We start from the raw sequence: 16486 nt of genomic DNA on the forward strand, positions 1-16486 counted from the left end.
GGAAAAAAAATCATATCCCGGGAACAGAACGAGATCAAACCTGACTCACAGCTGTCAGGATTGCCCTGTCATTGTCTCCTTGTCGCCGGCAAACGGCGGACATGATCCCCGAGGAGATGAGAGATGAGCTATGAGATTGACACCGTATTCCGCAGCCGTGCGCAGAGCCGCAGCATTGTGTTCACCGCTCTTCGTATATGTGCCGACGAGCTCCGCAGGTATTTTCGCCGCCGGGCAACTGCCCGTGCCCTTTCTCATCTGAATGAAGAGGAGTTGAAGGACATTGGCCTCATGCGGACCGGACAAGGCTACAGAGAATTGCATCAGAACAGGTATGGCGCAAAGCTCTGGAAATGAACAATTCCGGCGGCTGCCATCGAGATGTCAGCCGCCGGATACGCGCGTTAGCGTCTTGATTTCCGGTTTGTTCCAGGCAAGGAACATGACCACCAGGGCAATGATCGCGGCAGCGATCACACCAAAGAAGGGAATGTCCAGATCGAGGCCGATCAGTTCCCCTCCAAGCAATGAAATGACACCGGCGACCAGTGTGAAGATTGCAATGGTGACGCCCATTACCCAGCCCTGTTCTTCGTCGCCTACAGCTGCTGAATAAAGTCCGAGAAATGTCGGATAGGCGATGCCGAAGACGAAGTAAAAACAGAAAACCGGGATGAAGGTCAGGATTGCGACCGGAGATGCCACAAACGCACCGGCAGAAACGGCCCATACCACGAAGGTTGTTCCGAGGATGGCTTCCTTGCTGAAACGCTTTTGCGCAGGTACGACCAGAAAAGTGCTCGAAAAGGCAAGCGCGACGCCGATTGTCAGCATCACCATGCTGCCGCCGAAAGTGCCGTAACCGAATTTGCTGGTCAGGTAATTGTCCACGAAAATGTAAAAGGACAGGTTGGCGATGTGGAAGAAGAAGAAGACCACCGTCAACCGCACCACAATCGGATAGTTCTTGATCTGCCACAAAAGCTCGAAAATTTCCGCAGGGCGGAAAACGAACGGTTGCCGTTCCGCGACCTTGTCGTGCTGGTCCTTGAAACAGGTGAGGACCAGGAAGATCGCAATCAAAACCAGTACGAAGCAGGCATAGAAAGGGAGTTTGACACTCGCCACGCTTCCCAGAATGGTTGGGTCGGACAGGATACCGCCGATGATCGGACCACCGACCAGCCCGAAACTGACACCGGTGATGATATAGCCCATGTTCCTGTTCCGGTCTTCGTCATCTACACTGCCGTCGATCATTGCGGCCTGTGCAATTGGCTGGTTACCGGCTGTCAGGCCGGTAATGGCACGACCGAGAATGAGCAGTAGAAAGCTGTTGAGATAAAGCGCTGCAATAGTCAGCGCGTAGCCGCCAAGGGCGCCGAACAGGCATATAAGGATGGCGTTTTTCCGCCCGATCACGTCCGAAAGCTTGGATATGTAGGGTGCTCCGAAAAACCAGCAGAGAAAGAAAATGCCGATGATCAGGCCGTAGTTGAAATGCCGCGTCGCGTCCGTCGTGTCTTTGGCCAGCATCGATGTGCCGGGTTCCATGATCAGGCTGTTGAGGATCGGAAACACCAACCCTTGCCCCAGAAGATCGACAAAGACGACAAAGAGCATTGTTACTTTGGCGAAAAACGACATCAGCTCCCCCTAACCTGAAAGAGCGTATGCGATATCTGCCGATGCGGCAACGTGAGGCCACAACGAATAAAGGCGGGTGAACCCCGCCTTTGACTTCAGATCAAAGCTGAAATCAGACGGCGCGATGCGCGTCGTACTGTCCGTGCTCGCGGAAGCGCTCCAGGTAGGTCGGCAAAATGCTTGCCAGATTTGCCGGGTCGATGCCGATACCTTCCAGGGTACGGCCTTCTGACTTCGCGGTGTCGGAAACGACATTGTCAGTCTTGAGCAATTCCACCTGGTCCGCCGTGAGCGGCGCACCGGGAAGCAGCTGCATGACTTTTCCCATAGCACTGGCAACAGGGAACGGGATCGGCAGCAGCGCGCGAGAGCGTCGCGTGATCTCGAGCATCTCTTCCAGGCAATCCCTGAAGCTTTTGATTTCAGGGCCGCCGAGTTCGTAGATCCCTCCAGACTGGAGTTGACCGTCTACGGCCTGTGCGACGGCTTGGGCGACATCGCACACATAGACCGGCTGAAACTTGGTGACGCCGCCACCGATCAGCGGAAGGGCCGGGGAGAACCGGGCCATTTCGGCGAACTGGTTGAAGAAATCATCTTCCGGACCGAACACGATCGAAGGGCGCAGGATGACGCTGTCGGCCAACGTTTCCAGAACGCCGGCTTCGCCGGCGGCTTTGGTGCGTGCATAAGCCGAACTGCTGTCGCTGTTCGCCCCGATTGCCGAAACGTGGGTGATTGCGGAAAGTCCTGCCCCGCGCGCGGCTTCCGCGATAGCCCTGGGCCCGAAGCCCTGAACGGCATCGAATGTCTGGCTTCCCGTCGGCGCCAGGATGCCGACGGCATTGACAACGGCATCCGCGCCGATGATCGCGCGGTCGACCGACCAGCGATAGCGCAGATTTGCCTGAACCGGCATGATCTGTCCGGGCGCGCCGAGCGGCTGCAGATGTGTTGCCAGATCCGGACGCCGAACCGCGGCTCGAACGCAGTACCCGCGCCGTGCGAGTGCCTGAACGATATGACGGCCAAGAAAGCCTGATCCGCCGAAGACCGTGACGAGTTTGCCATTAAGTGGTGTGGACATCCTGCAATGCCTTCTGTCGCATCCTGAATGGGGCGGGCAAGAGAAGAAACCGCGCTCCTTACGAAGTTACTTAGACCTTTGTGCGCCGGGTGTGAAGGGCTCCTTGTGAATGATCAAAAAAAGTCGCACTTGCCGATTGACAAGCAGGGGTACGGCCCTTACAAGCCGCCCTCACAGCCCAGGTGGCGGAACTGGTAGACGCGCTAGCTTCAGGTGCTAGTGCCCTTATGGGCGTGGAGGTTCGAGTCCTCTCCTGGGCACCATCACTCTTCAAGAGTGTTTCCCGCCAAATACTTAAGCCTGATCAAGGCGTTGTGGTCATCGTAGTGTGTGACCTTGCTGTCTTGTCTTGCAAGCCCAGTGCAGCGCAAAGGGCTTCGTTTTCAGCAATTCGTGAAACATGATCTTGTGGGTCATCCGCAGTGTACATCAGTGTACATCGTCCGGTTCCGGTAACTCATTTAATCAGCACCGTGTCCGCTCCACAAACCGGCATCATGCGGATACAACGTGTACCGATCTGGTGCCTTCTCCGCGTTAAACGGTTCTCCGCTCTCATTGACCTGGAGAACACCAGCGGGCTGCACGCGTGCCGGATTCAAGACACGAAACTGCCGACTATGATCTGCTTCGAAATTCGAGGCGAAGGACAGCCGGAATTGCAGGATGATGGACTTGTTCGGAGGAAGGACACTCAATGATGTCCTTTCCTGTATTGGATAGGCTGGTGAAGCCAGGGGCAAGTCCGGTGCGGGTGGCTGGTATGCCCTTGTTTGCCCGCGGTCTTCTTTCTCAGGCTAGGTGATATTCCCCTCCGGCGGCAAAAGCCCGAGAGCGACGTTTATGCGAACGTGTCAGCAGATCTTGTGAATGTACAATGCCGACAGCGAAGGTTCGCATAGCCGAGCGTTGACAGCCTGACCTTGTTCCGCTGCATGTTTGAGTTTCCGGGCAATGATAAAATCCGCCCTTCGCGAGCCGGCGGCAATATCAGGGTTCGGACCCGACCAGTCGCCGGGCGGTGAACTTGTCGGTGATGAGAATATCGATGACGCCCGTTTTCAATGCGGCGCGGATCGCCCTGGTCTTGGATTGTCCGCCAGCAAGCGCGATAACACGGTCAACTTCCGAATGCTCCTCCAGGGTCATCCCGATGACACGTTGATCCAGGGGTGTTTTCACGTAGTTTCCGTCGGCATCAAAGAAACGCAGGCTGATTTCTCCCACGCCACCGGCTTCCTTTACCTCCGTCAATTCACGCGATGAAAACACGTTACCGCTGCGCGCAAGCATGGTTGAGGGTTCAATCGAACCGATGCCGACAATGGTCAGGCTGAGTTTCCTGAACAGATCCATGGTTTCGCGCACATAAGGATCGCTCAAAAGGACAAGCTTGGCCTCCCTCGACTGGGCAACACCGGGGGTGTTCAGAAGATGCGCTTCTGCGCCCGTCAGCCTTGCCAGCCGTGTTGTCAACTGATTGGCATGGGCCTGTACCCTTGGATCCCCGACACCGCCCATGGTCTGAACCACGTAGCGGGCCTTGCCGTTTTTCATGGGATGAATGTTGTCGACCATTTTCAAAATGGTTTCGGACCAGCTGGAAACACCAATGATTTCGCCGGTCTGGAGCGTGGCTTCCAGAAAATGCGCAGCCGCCTCGCCAATTCGGGACATGATCGCGCCATCACGGTCTTCCGAACATTCAACAACGAACGCTTCGGACAGATCAAAGTCCGCCCTGAGCTGTGCCTCGAGGTCACCATATGTACCTGACGGAGAAACAACCGTTGTGCGGACGATTTCCTCTTCCTGCGCCCGTTTCAGCATGCGGGAGACCGTAGCTTGCGAGATCCGCAGATGCGAGGCAATCGCGGCCTGACGCTGACCTTCGACATGATACATCTGAGCGACGCGGGATATCATGCGAAGCTCATTTAGTCGGGACATCTGTTGTTTCCTGCAGTCAGTTTTGAATAAATATTCACTACACTCTAAGAGTGCTGCGGGCAATCGCGTTTCTCCACATCGCGATAAGCGCGTCGCAGTCGCCCGGTGGCATGCGGGGCGGAATCTCCGCCTTGTGACGAGGGAGTTTTGAAATCGCGTCGATATCGGGCCAGAATCCAGTCGCCAGGCCCGCCAGATAGGCGGCTCCCAGTGCGGAAAGCTCGGTATCGGTGCCCGGCAGGACCGGCCGTTTTGTCAGGTCGGCCACGATTTGCATCAGGAAGGGATTTCCGCTTGGTCCTCCGTCGACATAAAGGTGTCCAATGTTGCTGGACGTGTCTTCCATGATTGCAAGGACATCGCAGACCTGAAAGGCCATGCTCTGGACGGCGGCCAATGCCACATGTTCCCGGCCGGCCGCAAACGACAGTCCGCTGATCAGCCCTCGTGCATGCGAATCCCAGTGGGGCGAGCCCAGTCCCACATGGGCCGGCACCAGCACAACTTCCTTCGTATCAGAGACGGTTGCAGCAAGATCCAGCAACTCATCGACGCTTTTCAGGCCCAGGAGTTCTGCCGTCCAGGGCAGGATCGACGCACTCACCAGGATGTTGCCTTCAAAGGCGAAGGTTGGGAGCTTGTTGATCGACCATGCGATTGTTGTCGTAATGCCTTGTGGCGGAGCAAGAAATTCCGACACCGTAGTCATTACGGACGACCCGGTACCGAAGGTTATTTTTCCATCGCCGATGGCAAACGCTCCATGACCGAACAGGGCAGCATGGGAATCCCCGATCGCCGAGGCGATTGGAATGCCGTCCGGGATGACTTCAGCGCCTTGTGTTTTCCCGAAGACATGGGACGAGTCATGCACTGCCGGCAACATGTCCTGATCGATGCCAAACAAGTCACACAATGCAGGATCCCATCGTGCCTCGGCCAGATTGTACAATTGTGTCCGGGCAGCGTTGGAACTGTCGGTGACGTGGAGCGCGCCTCCGGAAAACTTCCAGATCAACCAGCTGTCGACAGTGCCGATACAGGTTTCCCTATCCGCGGATGGATAATGCCGTAGCAACCAGGCCGCCTTGGTGGGGGGGAAGAGCGGATCAAGAGGCAAGCCGGTTCGGGTGATCACGTTTGCCTCGTGCCCGTCGGCTTTCAACTGGTCACATTCCTCCGCCGTGCGGCGGCATTGCCACGTGATGACGGGCCCGATGGGCTCACCGGTTCTCTTGTCCCAGGCCAGGATGGATTCACGCTGGTTTGAAATGCCCAGGGCTGTGACTTCAGCGTCGGGCGCCTTGTTCAGGCAACTCGTGACAGCCTGTTGTGTCGCCTGCCATATCGCATTGGCGTCTTGTTGCACCCAGCCCGGTTTTGGATGTTCGATAGGAACAGGCGCGGATCCGCTCGCGATGATGCTGCCGTTCTCATCAATCAAGATCGCCTTCGAATTCGTCGTACCTTCATCGATTGCAAGAATCACCTGGCGTGCCATCTGTTATCCTTTTCGGCGCAACAACTCCCTGGCGCTGTCTGCAATACTTTCCGCAGCCATCCCGAATTCGTCGAGCAGGAAATTTGCGGACCCCGTGGGAGCGAAGACACCGGGGACACCCAACCGTTTCATTGGGACCGGGTGATGGTCAACGACAACTTCCGCGACAGCACTCCCGAGGCCGCCGAAGATAGTGTGCTCCTCACATGTCAGGATCGCACCTGTTTCCGATGCGGCTGCGATAATTTCATCGGTGTCGATAGGGCGGACGCAGGCCATGTTTATCACTCTGCAGGAAATTCCATGGTCCGCCAGCAACTGTGCTGCGTTCAAGGCACGGTGTGCCAGGACACCATTGGCAATCAGGGTGACATCACCACCCTCGCGCAGCCTGTTCGCCTTGCCGGGTTCAAACACATGGCCGGCCGGTAACAGATCAGGAACCCCGACCCTGCTGAGTCTCAGAAAGCAGGGCCCTTCATTTTCTGCCGCCCATTTCACCGCAGCGGCGGTTTCAATGCGGTCCGCCGGGGCAATCACCGGTACATTCGGCAGGGCGCGTATCCATGCGAAATCTTCTATCGAATGGTGCGTTGCGCCCAATTCTCCATAGGCCATGCCGGCGCTGATGCCCACGAGTTTGACGTTGGCTTCCGAATAGGCCACATCCGCTTTGATCTGTTCCAGCGCGCGGCCGGTCAGGAACGGTGAGGCACCGCAAACGAAAGGCGTCTTGCCACCGTTGGCAAGGCCGGCGCCAACACCAACCATGTTCTGCTCTGCGATACCGACATTGATCAGCCGGTCCGGAAACTTGTCCCTGAAATTGCCCAGTTTGGAAGAGCCGACGGAATCATTGCAAACGGCAACAATATTGTTGTCCGCCTCTCCCAGAGCTTCCAGTGTCGATACAAATGCATCGCGGCAGTCGTGCAGTTTGGAGGTTTCAATCGGAGCACTCATGACAGCGCCTTTTCCAGCTCGCTCATGCCCTGGCGGAATTGTTCCTCATTGGGAACCTTGTGGTGCCAGGCCACATTGTCCGTCATGAATGAAATGCCCTGTCCCTTGTTGGTGTGGGCCACGACACATTTTGGTTTGCCAGTTTCTGTTGTTTCCGGTGCCAGTGCCTTGCAGATCTGCTTCATGTCGTGGCCATCTATTTCCTCAACCATCCAGCCAAAGGCCTCAACTTTCGGAGCAATCGGCGCAAGATTGTTGGTATCGGCCACTCTGGCACCCTGCTGCAGCCGGTTGTGATCGATGATCAGCGTCAGGTTGTCCAGTTTGAACTGGGCGGCTGCCATGATGGCTTCCCAATTGGAGCCCTCCTGCATTTCCCCGTCACCGGTGATCACGAATACCCGCCAGCTGTCACCGTTCAGCTGCGCAGCTTTCGCCATTCCGACTGCAACGGGCAGTCCATGACCCAGCGGCCCAGTGTTTGTTTCAACTCCGGGTACCTTGGTCCGGTTCGGATGACCGTTCAGCCGTGAGTGAGGTTTCAGGAATGTCGCAATCTCGCTTTCCGGGATAAATCCTTTTTTCGCCAGCGTGACATAGAGCGCAAGTGCGGTGTGACCCTTGCTCAATACAAGTCTGTCCCGTTGTGGATCCAGCGGTGCATCCGGATTGACCGACATGGTGTGAAAATACAGTGCGGTGAGCAGGTCTGTCACCGACATCTCTCCGCCAATATGCCCGGCACCGGCTTCGTAGACAGCCTGCAGATCACGTTTGCGGATCCAGTTTGCAATTTTGCGAAGTTCTTCGGGACTCATGCTATCCTCTGCATATTTATGCATCTATTATTTAATATGCAGAATTCCTGATTGTCAACAAGAGTGAATGCAGCAATTAGGGAACCGAGGCCGCGCTATTTTGCCATTCCCTTGCCTTGACAGGTTTTTTTCAATTTGTTACGGATATAAAGTCATTATTGCATAATTATTCTATGTCTGAATGGGGATCGGATGCAATCGACCGAAGACACGAACAGCGCGATGATCAAGGCCTCTTCCGGTTTACGCGGTGCGTTTTCGTTCGGAGGTGCGACCGGGCCGTTGATCGGGCTGATTTTACTGTGTGCATTCCTGTCCATTGCCACCGACTCCTTCCTTTCCTTCCGCAATTTTCTGAACATTCTCGACCAGATCACGGTGCTGGGCATCATGGCTGTCGGAATGACTTTTGTGATCCTGATTGCGGGGATCGACCTTTCGGTTGGCTCGGTGCTTGCGCTGTCGATGATGGTGCTCGGATTTCTCAATGTTGAAGCTGAATTGCCTATGGCCATTTCCATCGGCGGTGCACTCGTCGCATCGGCGCTTGTGGGAGTTGTGGCGGGGCTTCTGATTACCGAATTCAAGGTGCCGCCATTCATTGCAACGCTCGCGATGATGTCCATCGCACGGGGGTTGGCGAACATGATTACCAACGGATCCCAGATTATCGGCTTCCCGGCATGGTTCAACATGGGTGCCATCATTCGCCATGGCGGTGTGCTCACGACAACGGTTGCAGTAATGCTCGTCGTCTTCGTGGTGGCGCTGCTATTCCAGCGCTACCGTGAAGGTGGCCGCATGCTCTATGCCATCGGGGGGAACCCGGAAGTCGCGAGACTTGCCGGCATCAACGTCAAGCGGGCGACAGTTCTGACATACACCGCATGTGCAGCGCTTTCCGGGCTCGCCGGTGTTCTTCTGGCAGCGCGCCTTGACGCGGTGCAGCCAAGTTCAGGCGTCGCATACGAACTCGACGCAATCGCGGCCGTCGTCATTGGTGGAACGAGCCTTGCCGGTGGCACCGGTGGTGTCGGGGGCACGATCATCGGTGTCTTGATCATAGGCGTTCTCAGAAACGGGCTGAATCTCTTGAGCGTATCACCGTTTTTGCAAGCCGTGATTATCGGCCTGGTCATCGTGCTCGCGGTCGCGGCAGAGACATTCAAGCACAGAAACAAATAAGACAGGGGCTTCGGCCTCGCGAGGAAGGCCCGTCTATCGGGTTTGTAATAGGTCCATAAGACAAAACGGGCCACCAACGGAGGAGCAGGAATTCTATGAAAACCGCATTTAAAAGCATGATTGCGGCGGCAGCGCTCGTTGCTGCAGCAGGAACCGCCTCGGCAGAAGGTGTCGGCATCAAGAAGATAGGTCTTGCAGTTCCCAACCTGCAGGCTGACTTCTTCAACCAGATCAAGCTCGGCGTGGAGGGCTATGCCGGCAAGCTCGGTATTGAAGTTATCGTTGTTGATGCCAAGAACGATACCGCCACACAGGTGAGCCAGGTTCAGGATTTGCTCACGCAAGGAATTGATGCGTTCATCTACATTCCTGCCGGGGCGGCGGCGGCTGCTGTTCCGACCCGTCTTGCGCGCGCGGAGGGTATTCCTGTCATCAACGTTGACCGTGAGCCTGAAGGCGCTCCCGGTGATACGGTCATTTATGGCGAGAACGTTCTGTCCGCGTACCAGGTTTGCGATCACATTATCGGCCTGGCTGAAGGCAAGGGAAAAATGGTCGTTATCCATGGCCAGAAAGGAACGACTCCCGAGGTTCAGCGTTTCGAGGGCTGCAAGATGGCCATCGACGAGAATCCTGGCGTCGAACTTGTTGCTCAGCAGTGGAGCCAGCAGTGGTCACCGGACGAGGGCTTTCAGATTGCCCAGAACATGTTGCAGGCAAATCCTGATATCAGCATCATCTTTGGTCAGGCTGACGGCCTGGCCATGGGCGCTGCAAAGGCCGTCGAGGTCGCAGGCCTTGCCGATCAGATCGTGGTCGGTGGATATGACGGCGACGGTGCCGCGCTGGAGTCACTTGTGGCGTGTGACACCCCGTTCATCGTGACTGCGACGCAAAGTACACAGGCGATGGGTGTCCTGGCGGTGAACTCTGCCATTGCGGTCGCAAATGACGCGTCGGTGCCTGCACGCCAGATTCCGAATGCCGTGCTGACAACATGCGACGACGCTGCGAAGTTTGTTGAAAAGCACCCTTAAGGCCTTTTGAGCCAACAAGGCATTAGCATGAGCAGCGCCATGACGATCGACGGCAAGAATCCGGTTCTTTCTCTTCGGAACATTCATAAATCCTTTGGATCGATTGAAGTTCTGCACGGGATCAATCTGGAGGTTGCAGCCGGAGAAGTCGTGGCGCTTCTTGGCGAAAATGGCGCTGGAAAATCTACTTTGTCGAATATCATCTCCGGGACGATCCTTCCGTCGTCAGGCGAGATGACCTGGCTGGGTGCACCTTACGCACCTGCCACCCCGCGCGACGCAATTGATGCAGGGGTCGCGATGATCCACCAGGAGTTAATGCTTCTGCCGCACCTGTCGATTGCAGAGAACATCTTTGTCGGCAGATATCCCATGAAGGCAGGTCGGCTTGACCGCGGAGAAATGGATCGGCGTGCACAGGCAGGGCTGAAACGCCTCGGTCTTGAAATTTCCCCGCGCCGTCCCGTGGAAGGACTTTCGACGGCCAGTCAGCAGTTGATCGAGATTGCCAAGGCGCTGACGTTGAATGCGAAACTTCTCATACTTGACGAGCCGACGGCTGCGCTGGGCAGTGAAGAAACAAAGCTGTTGTTCGAGCAGATCGAACGATTGAAATCGGAAGGTGTCGGGATCATCTACATCTCCCACCGGCTGGAGGAGATCAAACAGATTGCCGACCGTATCGTCGTCATGCGTGATGGCGAGAAAGTTCAGGAATTCGATACTGCCGACGTTCCCATCCGCACCATAGTTGAGGCGATGGTCGGGCGGAGCATGGAGCAGATGTTCCCGCCACTGGCCAGACCAGAGGACAGCCAGGTCTTGAAAGTATCGGGCTTGACCTCACCCACCGGCCGATTCCGGGACGTGAGTTTCTCTGTGCGAAAGGGCGAAATATTCGGCATCGCCGGACTGGTTGGAGCCGGTCGCACGGAGCTCGTTCGTTCCATAGCCGGCGCGGATCCCATTCAGACGGGAACCGTCGAGTTGAACGGGAAAGATATAACGCCGAAATCTCCCGGACAGGCAATTCGCAACGGCATTATACTGGTTCCCGAGGACCGCAAGCTTCAAGGCGTGATCCTCGATCATTCCATTCAGGAAAACATCGCCTACTCCAACTTCGAATCCGTCAGCAAATCCGGATGGATGTCGAACCGGCGGGTGAAAAAATTCGCGAGCGAAAACATCAGGAAATTTGGCGTCAAGGGAATTGGCAGCCAGATGGCCAATGAAATGTCCGGCGGCAATCAGCAGAAAATAGTCATCGCAAAATGGCTCGCCCGAAATCCGGACGTCGTTCTGCTCGACGAGCCGACCCGTGGCATCGACGTCGGCGCGCGATCTTCAATTTATGAACTGATCCACGGCCTGGCCGCGCAAGGTGTCGCGGTTGTCGTTGTAAGCTCCGATCTTGAAGAAGTGCTGGGTGTTTCCAACCGCATCATGGTCATGGCGGCCGGACGGCAGGTGGGGATCCTCGACCATTCGGAAGCAAACGACGTTTCCGTCATGGAACTGGCGACGGCCTAGTTCTCAGGCCCATAAATCAACGAAGGAATCTTCATGGAACGTTTCAAGGGCAAGACCGTCGTTGTCACCGGCGGCAACAGAGGTATCGGATTTGCCATTGCAGGCAGGTTCGCAGCTGAAGGGGCCAATGTCGTGATCGGGTCGGTCGAAGAGGCCGTCGCGGACGCAGCAGCCGAACTTTGTGCAATGGGTGCAAGGGCGGTCGGCGTTCTTTGTGATGTAACCGACCGCGATGCGGTTGTCGCGATGTATGATCGCGCAGAGCGTGAGTTCGGCTCAATCGATGTGTCTGTGCAAAACGCTGGGGTTATCACCATTGCCAGAATCGAGGACATGACCGAGGCGGAATGGGACTTGAACCTCAACGTCAACACCAAGGGGGCATTTTTGTGTTGCCAGGAAGCCATCCGGCGCATGCGCAAGACTGGCGGTGGAAGGCTGATTAACATGGCATCCGGACAGGCCCGAGACGGATTTATTTATACGCCTCACTATGCGGCTTCGAAATATGGCGTGATGGGCATGACCCAAAGCCTTGCCAAGGAAGTTGCACTCGACAATATCACCGTCAATGCGATCTGCCCCGGCATCATCAAATCCGACATGTGGGACTACAATGACCGGGTCTGGGGAAAAATGATGGGTGATTTCGGTCCGGGTGAGTTGATGGCCAGCTGGGTCCAGAACATCCCCATGAAACGGGCGGGAGAGGGCAAGGATGTCGCAGGCCTCATTGCCTTTCTGGCCAGCGAAGACGCAGACTACATTACCGGTCAGACGATCAATGTGGATGGCGGTCTGATCATGTCCTGAAGTCGTTCCTGGTGGCTGGGGTATCTTATGAAAAACATCGATTTGAATGCGCCTAAACTGTTTGATCTTTCAGGCAGTGTTGCAATGGTTACAGGCGCTGGCAGCGGCATTGGACAACGCATTGCCATCGGGTTGGCCCAATGCGGTGCGGATGTCGCGCTGCTCGACCGACGCACGGATGACGGATTGGCGCAAACCGCCGAGCTCATCGCGAGAGCGGGACGAAGGTCCCTGTCGATTTCGGCCGATGTCACATCCTCAAAAGCTCTTGCCGATGCAGTGTCGCAAACCGAAGCCGGGCTGGGATCGCTTAATCTGGCTCTCAATGCGGCGGGAATTGCGAATGCCAACCCATGTGAGAACATGGAAGAGGAGCAGTACCAGACCCTCATGGACATCAACATGAAGGGTGTCTGGCTCTCCTGTCAGGCCGAAGCCAGGGCGATGATCGCCCATGGCAAGGGCGGATCAATCGTCAACATAGCGTCCATGTCCGGCGTGATCGTCAACAAGGGTCTGAACCAGGTCCACTACAACGCCTCGAAAGCAGGCGTAATCCAGATGTCGAAGTCCATGGCCATGGAGTGGGTCGGCAAGGGTATCCGGGTGAATTCCATCAGTCCCGGCTATACTGCGACTCCGATGAACACACGACCCGAGATGGTGCATCAGACAAAGGAATTCGAAGCCCAGACACCCATGGGCAGAATGGCAAATGTTGACGAGATGGTTGGCCCGGCTGTGTTCCTGCTATCGGATGCAGCTTCCTTCTGCACAGGCGTCGATCTACTGGTGGATGGCGGATTTTGCTGCTGGTAGAGCATTGCCGAACCATCAAAACCATTTGTCGCTACGCATCCGGATTTGCTTGAAGCCTGTCCAGAGAAATCATGCGGCAACACGCAAGCGGCGTACGCTGTTCCTTTCATGAACTGAATTGTCCTGGGCAATCGATCCAATTCGGCAGGTGGCAAAAAATGGAAAAAGACGCCTGGGTGTGGGCCTTAACGGAACCGATCGGTGTCCGACTTCATATGTTTTGGGACAAATTGAGGCCTGATTTATAGGAGGTTCTGGCTCATCAGGTTAGTAATATTATGCGGCTGCCTTTCGGTCGTGCAAGCGCCGTTTTCTTATGGTGTCCTGTTTGATCTTTTCCCGTTGTTTGAGGATGTCCTGGCCACGTCCGAAGTAGACATCGGCCGGAGTGAGATTGCCAAGGCTCTCGTGATAACGCCGGTGATTATAATGGTCGACGAAGGCCTCGATTTGGTGTTTCAGGTCCCCGGGCAAGAAGTAGTTTTCAAGCAGGATCCGGTTTTTCAGGGTCTGGTGCCATCGCTCGATTTTGCCCTGTGTCTGGGGATGATTGGGGGCTCCACGCGTATGTTCCATGTTCTGACCTTCCAGCCAGAGCGCCAAGTCGCTGGCAATGTAACACGGGCCATTGTCGGACAAGAGCCTGGGCCGTTGCCTGGCCTTAGCGCTACCGCAGCCTGAGGTCTGAAGAGCCAGTTCCAGCGTATGGGTCACATCCCCGGCTTTCATCGTGGTGCAGAGCTTCCAGGCAATGATGTACCGGGAGAAGTCGTCCAGGATGGTCGACAGATAGAACCAACCCCAGCCGAGAACCTTCAAATAGGTGAAGTCAGTTTGCCAGAGTTGGTTCGGCGCGGTCGTCTTGTCCTTGAATTCATCGGCGGCTTTAATGACGACAAAGGCCGGGCTGGTGATCAGGTCGTGCACCTTGAGAAGCCGGTAAACCGAGGATTCGGACACGAAGTAGCCCTTTGTATCGGTGAAGGCCACCGCCAACTCGCGCGGCGATAGATCCGGCCGCTCCAAGGCAAAGTCGACAATCTGTTGCCGGATCTCATCAGGGATGCGGATCCAGACCGAACCAGGATGTGGCTTGCGATCCTCAAGAGCTGCGACACCACCGTCAAGGAAACGATCGTACCAGCGATTGAATGTCGAGCGGGGAATGCCCAGAGTCTCCAGCGTGCGTTTCGCCGAAAGATGGGATTGCTCGACAAGGCGGATGATCTCCAGTTTTTCGGATGCGGGGTATCTCATTCCTCGCCGCCCCCATCCCCGATCATGCTCTTTTTGAGAAGGCGTAGTTCCAAGGCCTGTTCGGCCACCACCTCCTTCAGATCCCTGGACACCTGGCGCAGGGTCTTGACCTCATCACTGGTGGCCGCTCGGGCCGTGTCACCGGCCAGCCGCTTTTTGCCCGCTTCAAGGAATTCCTTGGACCAGTTGTAGTAGAGGCTCTCAGCGCTACCTTCGCGCCGGCACAAGGCGGCGATGCTCTCTTCGCCCCGTAAACCTTCAAAACAATCCGGATCTTCTCTTCTGCCGAAAAACGCCGACGCGTCACTCGGCGGATGTCCTTGATCATCTTGTTTGCCGGCTCTTTCTCCGGCCCGGATTTCCGTCTCATCTTCGCTCCTTGATCAGCTACGATGAGCCAAAAATCCTCCTCTATGCAAACTCTTCAATTTGTCCCATTGGCGATGAAGTCGAACACCATGATGAAGACCGTCACCGGCGACCAACCTGATCTGAAGATGGTCAATCCGAGAGCTGCCGCGATCGGCATCGGTTCGACCATGCGTATGGCTGCAGCGAACCCCGACAGTGACGATATGCCGATACGCACATTCGGCACGTTCACATAGGATTTGCATGATCTTGCCGAATGGTTCCAGTCCTGCGGTGTAACCAGCGTTGCGATGGAATCTACCGGGGTCTACTGGATCCCGACCTTCGAGATTCTCGAACAGCATGGCTTTGAGGTCATTCTTGTGAATGCCCGATATGCCAAGAACGTTCCAGGCCGAAAGACCGACGTCAGCGATGTCGGATGGCTCAGGCAGCTCCATTCCTACGACCTGTCACGCAGTAGCTTTCGCCCTTCGGCAGTTATTGCGAGGCTGCGTGCCTATCTGCGGCAACGTGAGCGGCTGGTGGAATACGTTGCCGCTCATATCCAGCACATGTAGAAGGCTCTGGTGGAGATGAACCTACAACTGCATCATGTTGTTTCGGACATCACTGGAGCAACGGGAATGCGGATCATCCGTGCCATCGTGGCAGGCGAACGGGATCCGGATGTGTTGGCATCCCTCCGCGACGTCCGCTGTCATTCATCGGTTGAGACAATCCGCGCATCGTTGGTCGGTAATAACCGGGACGAACATATCTTCGCCCTGACCCAGTCATTGGAGCTCTATGACTTCTACCAAAAGAAAATGCTGGAATGCGACCGTAAGCTGGAGGCGGCCATCTCGGCCTTGACGATTCGTGCTGAACAGCAGCTGCCGCCCCTGCCGAAGTCAAGGATAAAGACCAAGCAGGTAAATGCGCCGTCCTTTGATGTTCGAGCCGCCCTTTATGAGGTTCTCGGCGTTGATCTGACCCAAATCCATGACCTCGGTCCTTCACTTGCGCTCAAGCTGATCGGGGAATGCGGCGCAAATCTGTGGGCATGGCCGAGCGCCAAGCACTTCACGTCTTGGCTGTGCCTCGTACAAGGCAACAAGATCTCGGGTGGCAAGCTTCTCTCATCACGGACGAGCCGATCTTCCAGTCGAGCCGCGGCACTGCTGCGATTGGCCGCCATCACAATCGAGCGAAGTGATACGGCGTTAGGCGCGTTCTATCGCCGCCTCGCAGCGCGGATCGGAAAGCAGAAGGCGGTCACGGCAACCGCTCGCAAGATCGCTGTCCTCTTCTACAACACCTTGCGCATCGGCATGACTTATCGCGATCCCGGTGCAGTGGCCTATGACGAGTGGCATCGAGGCCGTGTGCTTGCCAATCTCCAACGGCACGCCAAGACGCTCGGATATTCCTTGGCGCCAATGCGTGATGCCGAGTGTGTTTCTTAGGAAGGCAACCGCGTACTTCGCCAAGGATGCAAAGTGAGGTACGCGTTCATCGATGA

At 56.0% G+C, this 16486-nt stretch carries 12 protein-coding genes, 1 tRNA gene and 2 pseudogenes; 8 read left to right on the forward strand and 7 right to left on the reverse strand.

Annotation, left to right across the window (positions count from 1 at the left end; translation table 11 throughout):
- The first annotated feature begins 123 nt into the window (after positions 1–123).
- Positions 124–357, forward strand: a complete 234-nt coding sequence (locus LA5095_RS32160) for a YjiS-like domain-containing protein (RefSeq protein WP_082442561.1) — start codon at positions 124–126, stop codon at positions 355–357.
- Positions 358–384: 27 nt separating this feature from the next.
- On the opposite strand, the gene LA5095_RS24335 is transcribed toward LA5095_RS32160, so the two are convergent.
- Together LA5095_RS24335 and LA5095_RS24340 are read right to left on the reverse strand one after the other, a co-directional pair.
- Positions 385–1647, reverse strand: a complete 1263-nt coding sequence (locus tag LA5095_RS24335; protein ID WP_055119694.1) for an MFS transporter — start codon at positions 1645–1647, stop codon at positions 385–387.
- 112 nt (positions 1648–1759) lie between these two features.
- Positions 1760–2734 carry a complex I NDUFA9 subunit family protein gene (locus LA5095_RS24340; RefSeq protein WP_055119696.1) on the reverse strand — a complete coding sequence of 325 codons (975 nt, stop codon included), beginning with the start codon at positions 2732–2734 and terminating at the stop codon, positions 1760–1762.
- A gap of 176 nt (positions 2735–2910) precedes the next feature.
- On the opposite strand from LA5095_RS24340, the gene LA5095_RS24345 reads away from it, so the two are divergent.
- Positions 2911–2997, forward strand: a tRNA-Leu gene (locus LA5095_RS24345).
- A 727-nt stretch (positions 2998–3724) separates the two neighbouring features.
- Here LA5095_RS24345 and LA5095_RS24355 read toward each other — a convergent pair.
- The 4 genes from LA5095_RS24355 to LA5095_RS24370 are packed head-to-tail and all read right to left on the reverse strand — an operon-like array spanning position 3725 to position 7966.
- Entirely contained in the window at positions 3725–4684 is a 960-nt protein-coding gene (locus LA5095_RS24355; protein ID WP_055119700.1) for a sugar-binding transcriptional regulator, read from the reverse strand.
- 37 nt (positions 4685–4721) lie between these two features.
- On the reverse strand, positions 4722–6185 hold the full coding sequence (locus LA5095_RS24360) for an FGGY family carbohydrate kinase (RefSeq protein WP_055119702.1): 1464 nt from the start codon (positions 6183–6185) through the stop codon (positions 4722–4724).
- Positions 6186–6188: 3 nt separating this feature from the next.
- A complete protein-coding gene (locus tag LA5095_RS24365; RefSeq protein WP_055119704.1) occupies positions 6189–7148 on the reverse strand; it encodes a transketolase family protein in 960 nt (319 codons plus the stop codon).
- Positions 7145–7966, reverse strand: coding sequence for a transketolase (locus tag LA5095_RS24370; RefSeq protein WP_055119706.1), 822 nt, complete (start codon positions 7964–7966; stop codon positions 7145–7147). The genes LA5095_RS24365 and LA5095_RS24370 overlap by 4 nt, the downstream gene beginning before the upstream one ends.
- Positions 7967–8188: 222 nt before the next feature.
- On the opposite strand from LA5095_RS24370, the gene LA5095_RS24375 reads away from it, so the two are divergent.
- The 5 genes from LA5095_RS24375 (at position 8189) to LA5095_RS24395 (ending at position 13353) form a co-directional block, all read left to right on the forward strand.
- Positions 8189–9151 carry an ABC transporter permease gene (locus LA5095_RS24375; RefSeq protein WP_055119854.1) on the forward strand — a complete coding sequence of 321 codons (963 nt, stop codon included), beginning with the start codon at positions 8189–8191 and terminating at the stop codon, positions 9149–9151.
- 95 nt (positions 9152–9246) lie between these two features.
- Positions 9247–10188, forward strand: a complete 942-nt coding sequence (locus LA5095_RS24380) for a substrate-binding domain-containing protein (RefSeq protein ID WP_029062047.1) — start codon at positions 9247–9249, stop codon at positions 10186–10188.
- A gap of 27 nt (positions 10189–10215) precedes the next feature.
- Positions 10216–11721: a sugar ABC transporter ATP-binding protein gene (locus LA5095_RS24385; protein WP_235808791.1), complete on the forward strand. Its 1506-nt coding sequence runs from the start codon at positions 10216–10218 to the stop codon at positions 11719–11721.
- Between the two features lie 33 nt (positions 11722–11754).
- On the forward strand, positions 11755–12534 hold the full coding sequence (locus LA5095_RS24390; protein ID WP_055119708.1) for an SDR family NAD(P)-dependent oxidoreductase: 780 nt from the start codon (positions 11755–11757) through the stop codon (positions 12532–12534).
- Positions 12535–12561: 27 nt separating this feature from the next.
- Positions 12562–13353, forward strand: coding sequence for an SDR family oxidoreductase (locus LA5095_RS24395; protein ID WP_055119710.1), 792 nt, complete (start codon positions 12562–12564; stop codon positions 13351–13353).
- 276 nt (positions 13354–13629) lie between these two features.
- On the opposite strand, the pseudogene LA5095_RS24400 reads toward LA5095_RS24395, so the two are convergent.
- Positions 13630–14980 (reverse strand): annotated as a pseudogene (locus LA5095_RS24400) (IS3 family transposase).
- Positions 14981–15068: 88 nt separating this feature from the next.
- Here LA5095_RS24400 and LA5095_RS33570 point away from each other — a divergent pair.
- Positions 15069–16430, forward strand: a pseudogene (locus tag LA5095_RS33570) (IS110 family RNA-guided transposase).
- The last annotated feature ends 56 nt before the right edge of the window (positions 16431–16486 follow it).

The organism is Roseibium album, assembly GCF_001404515.1.
Classification (GTDB): Bacteria; Pseudomonadota; Alphaproteobacteria; order Rhizobiales; family Stappiaceae; genus Roseibium; species Roseibium album.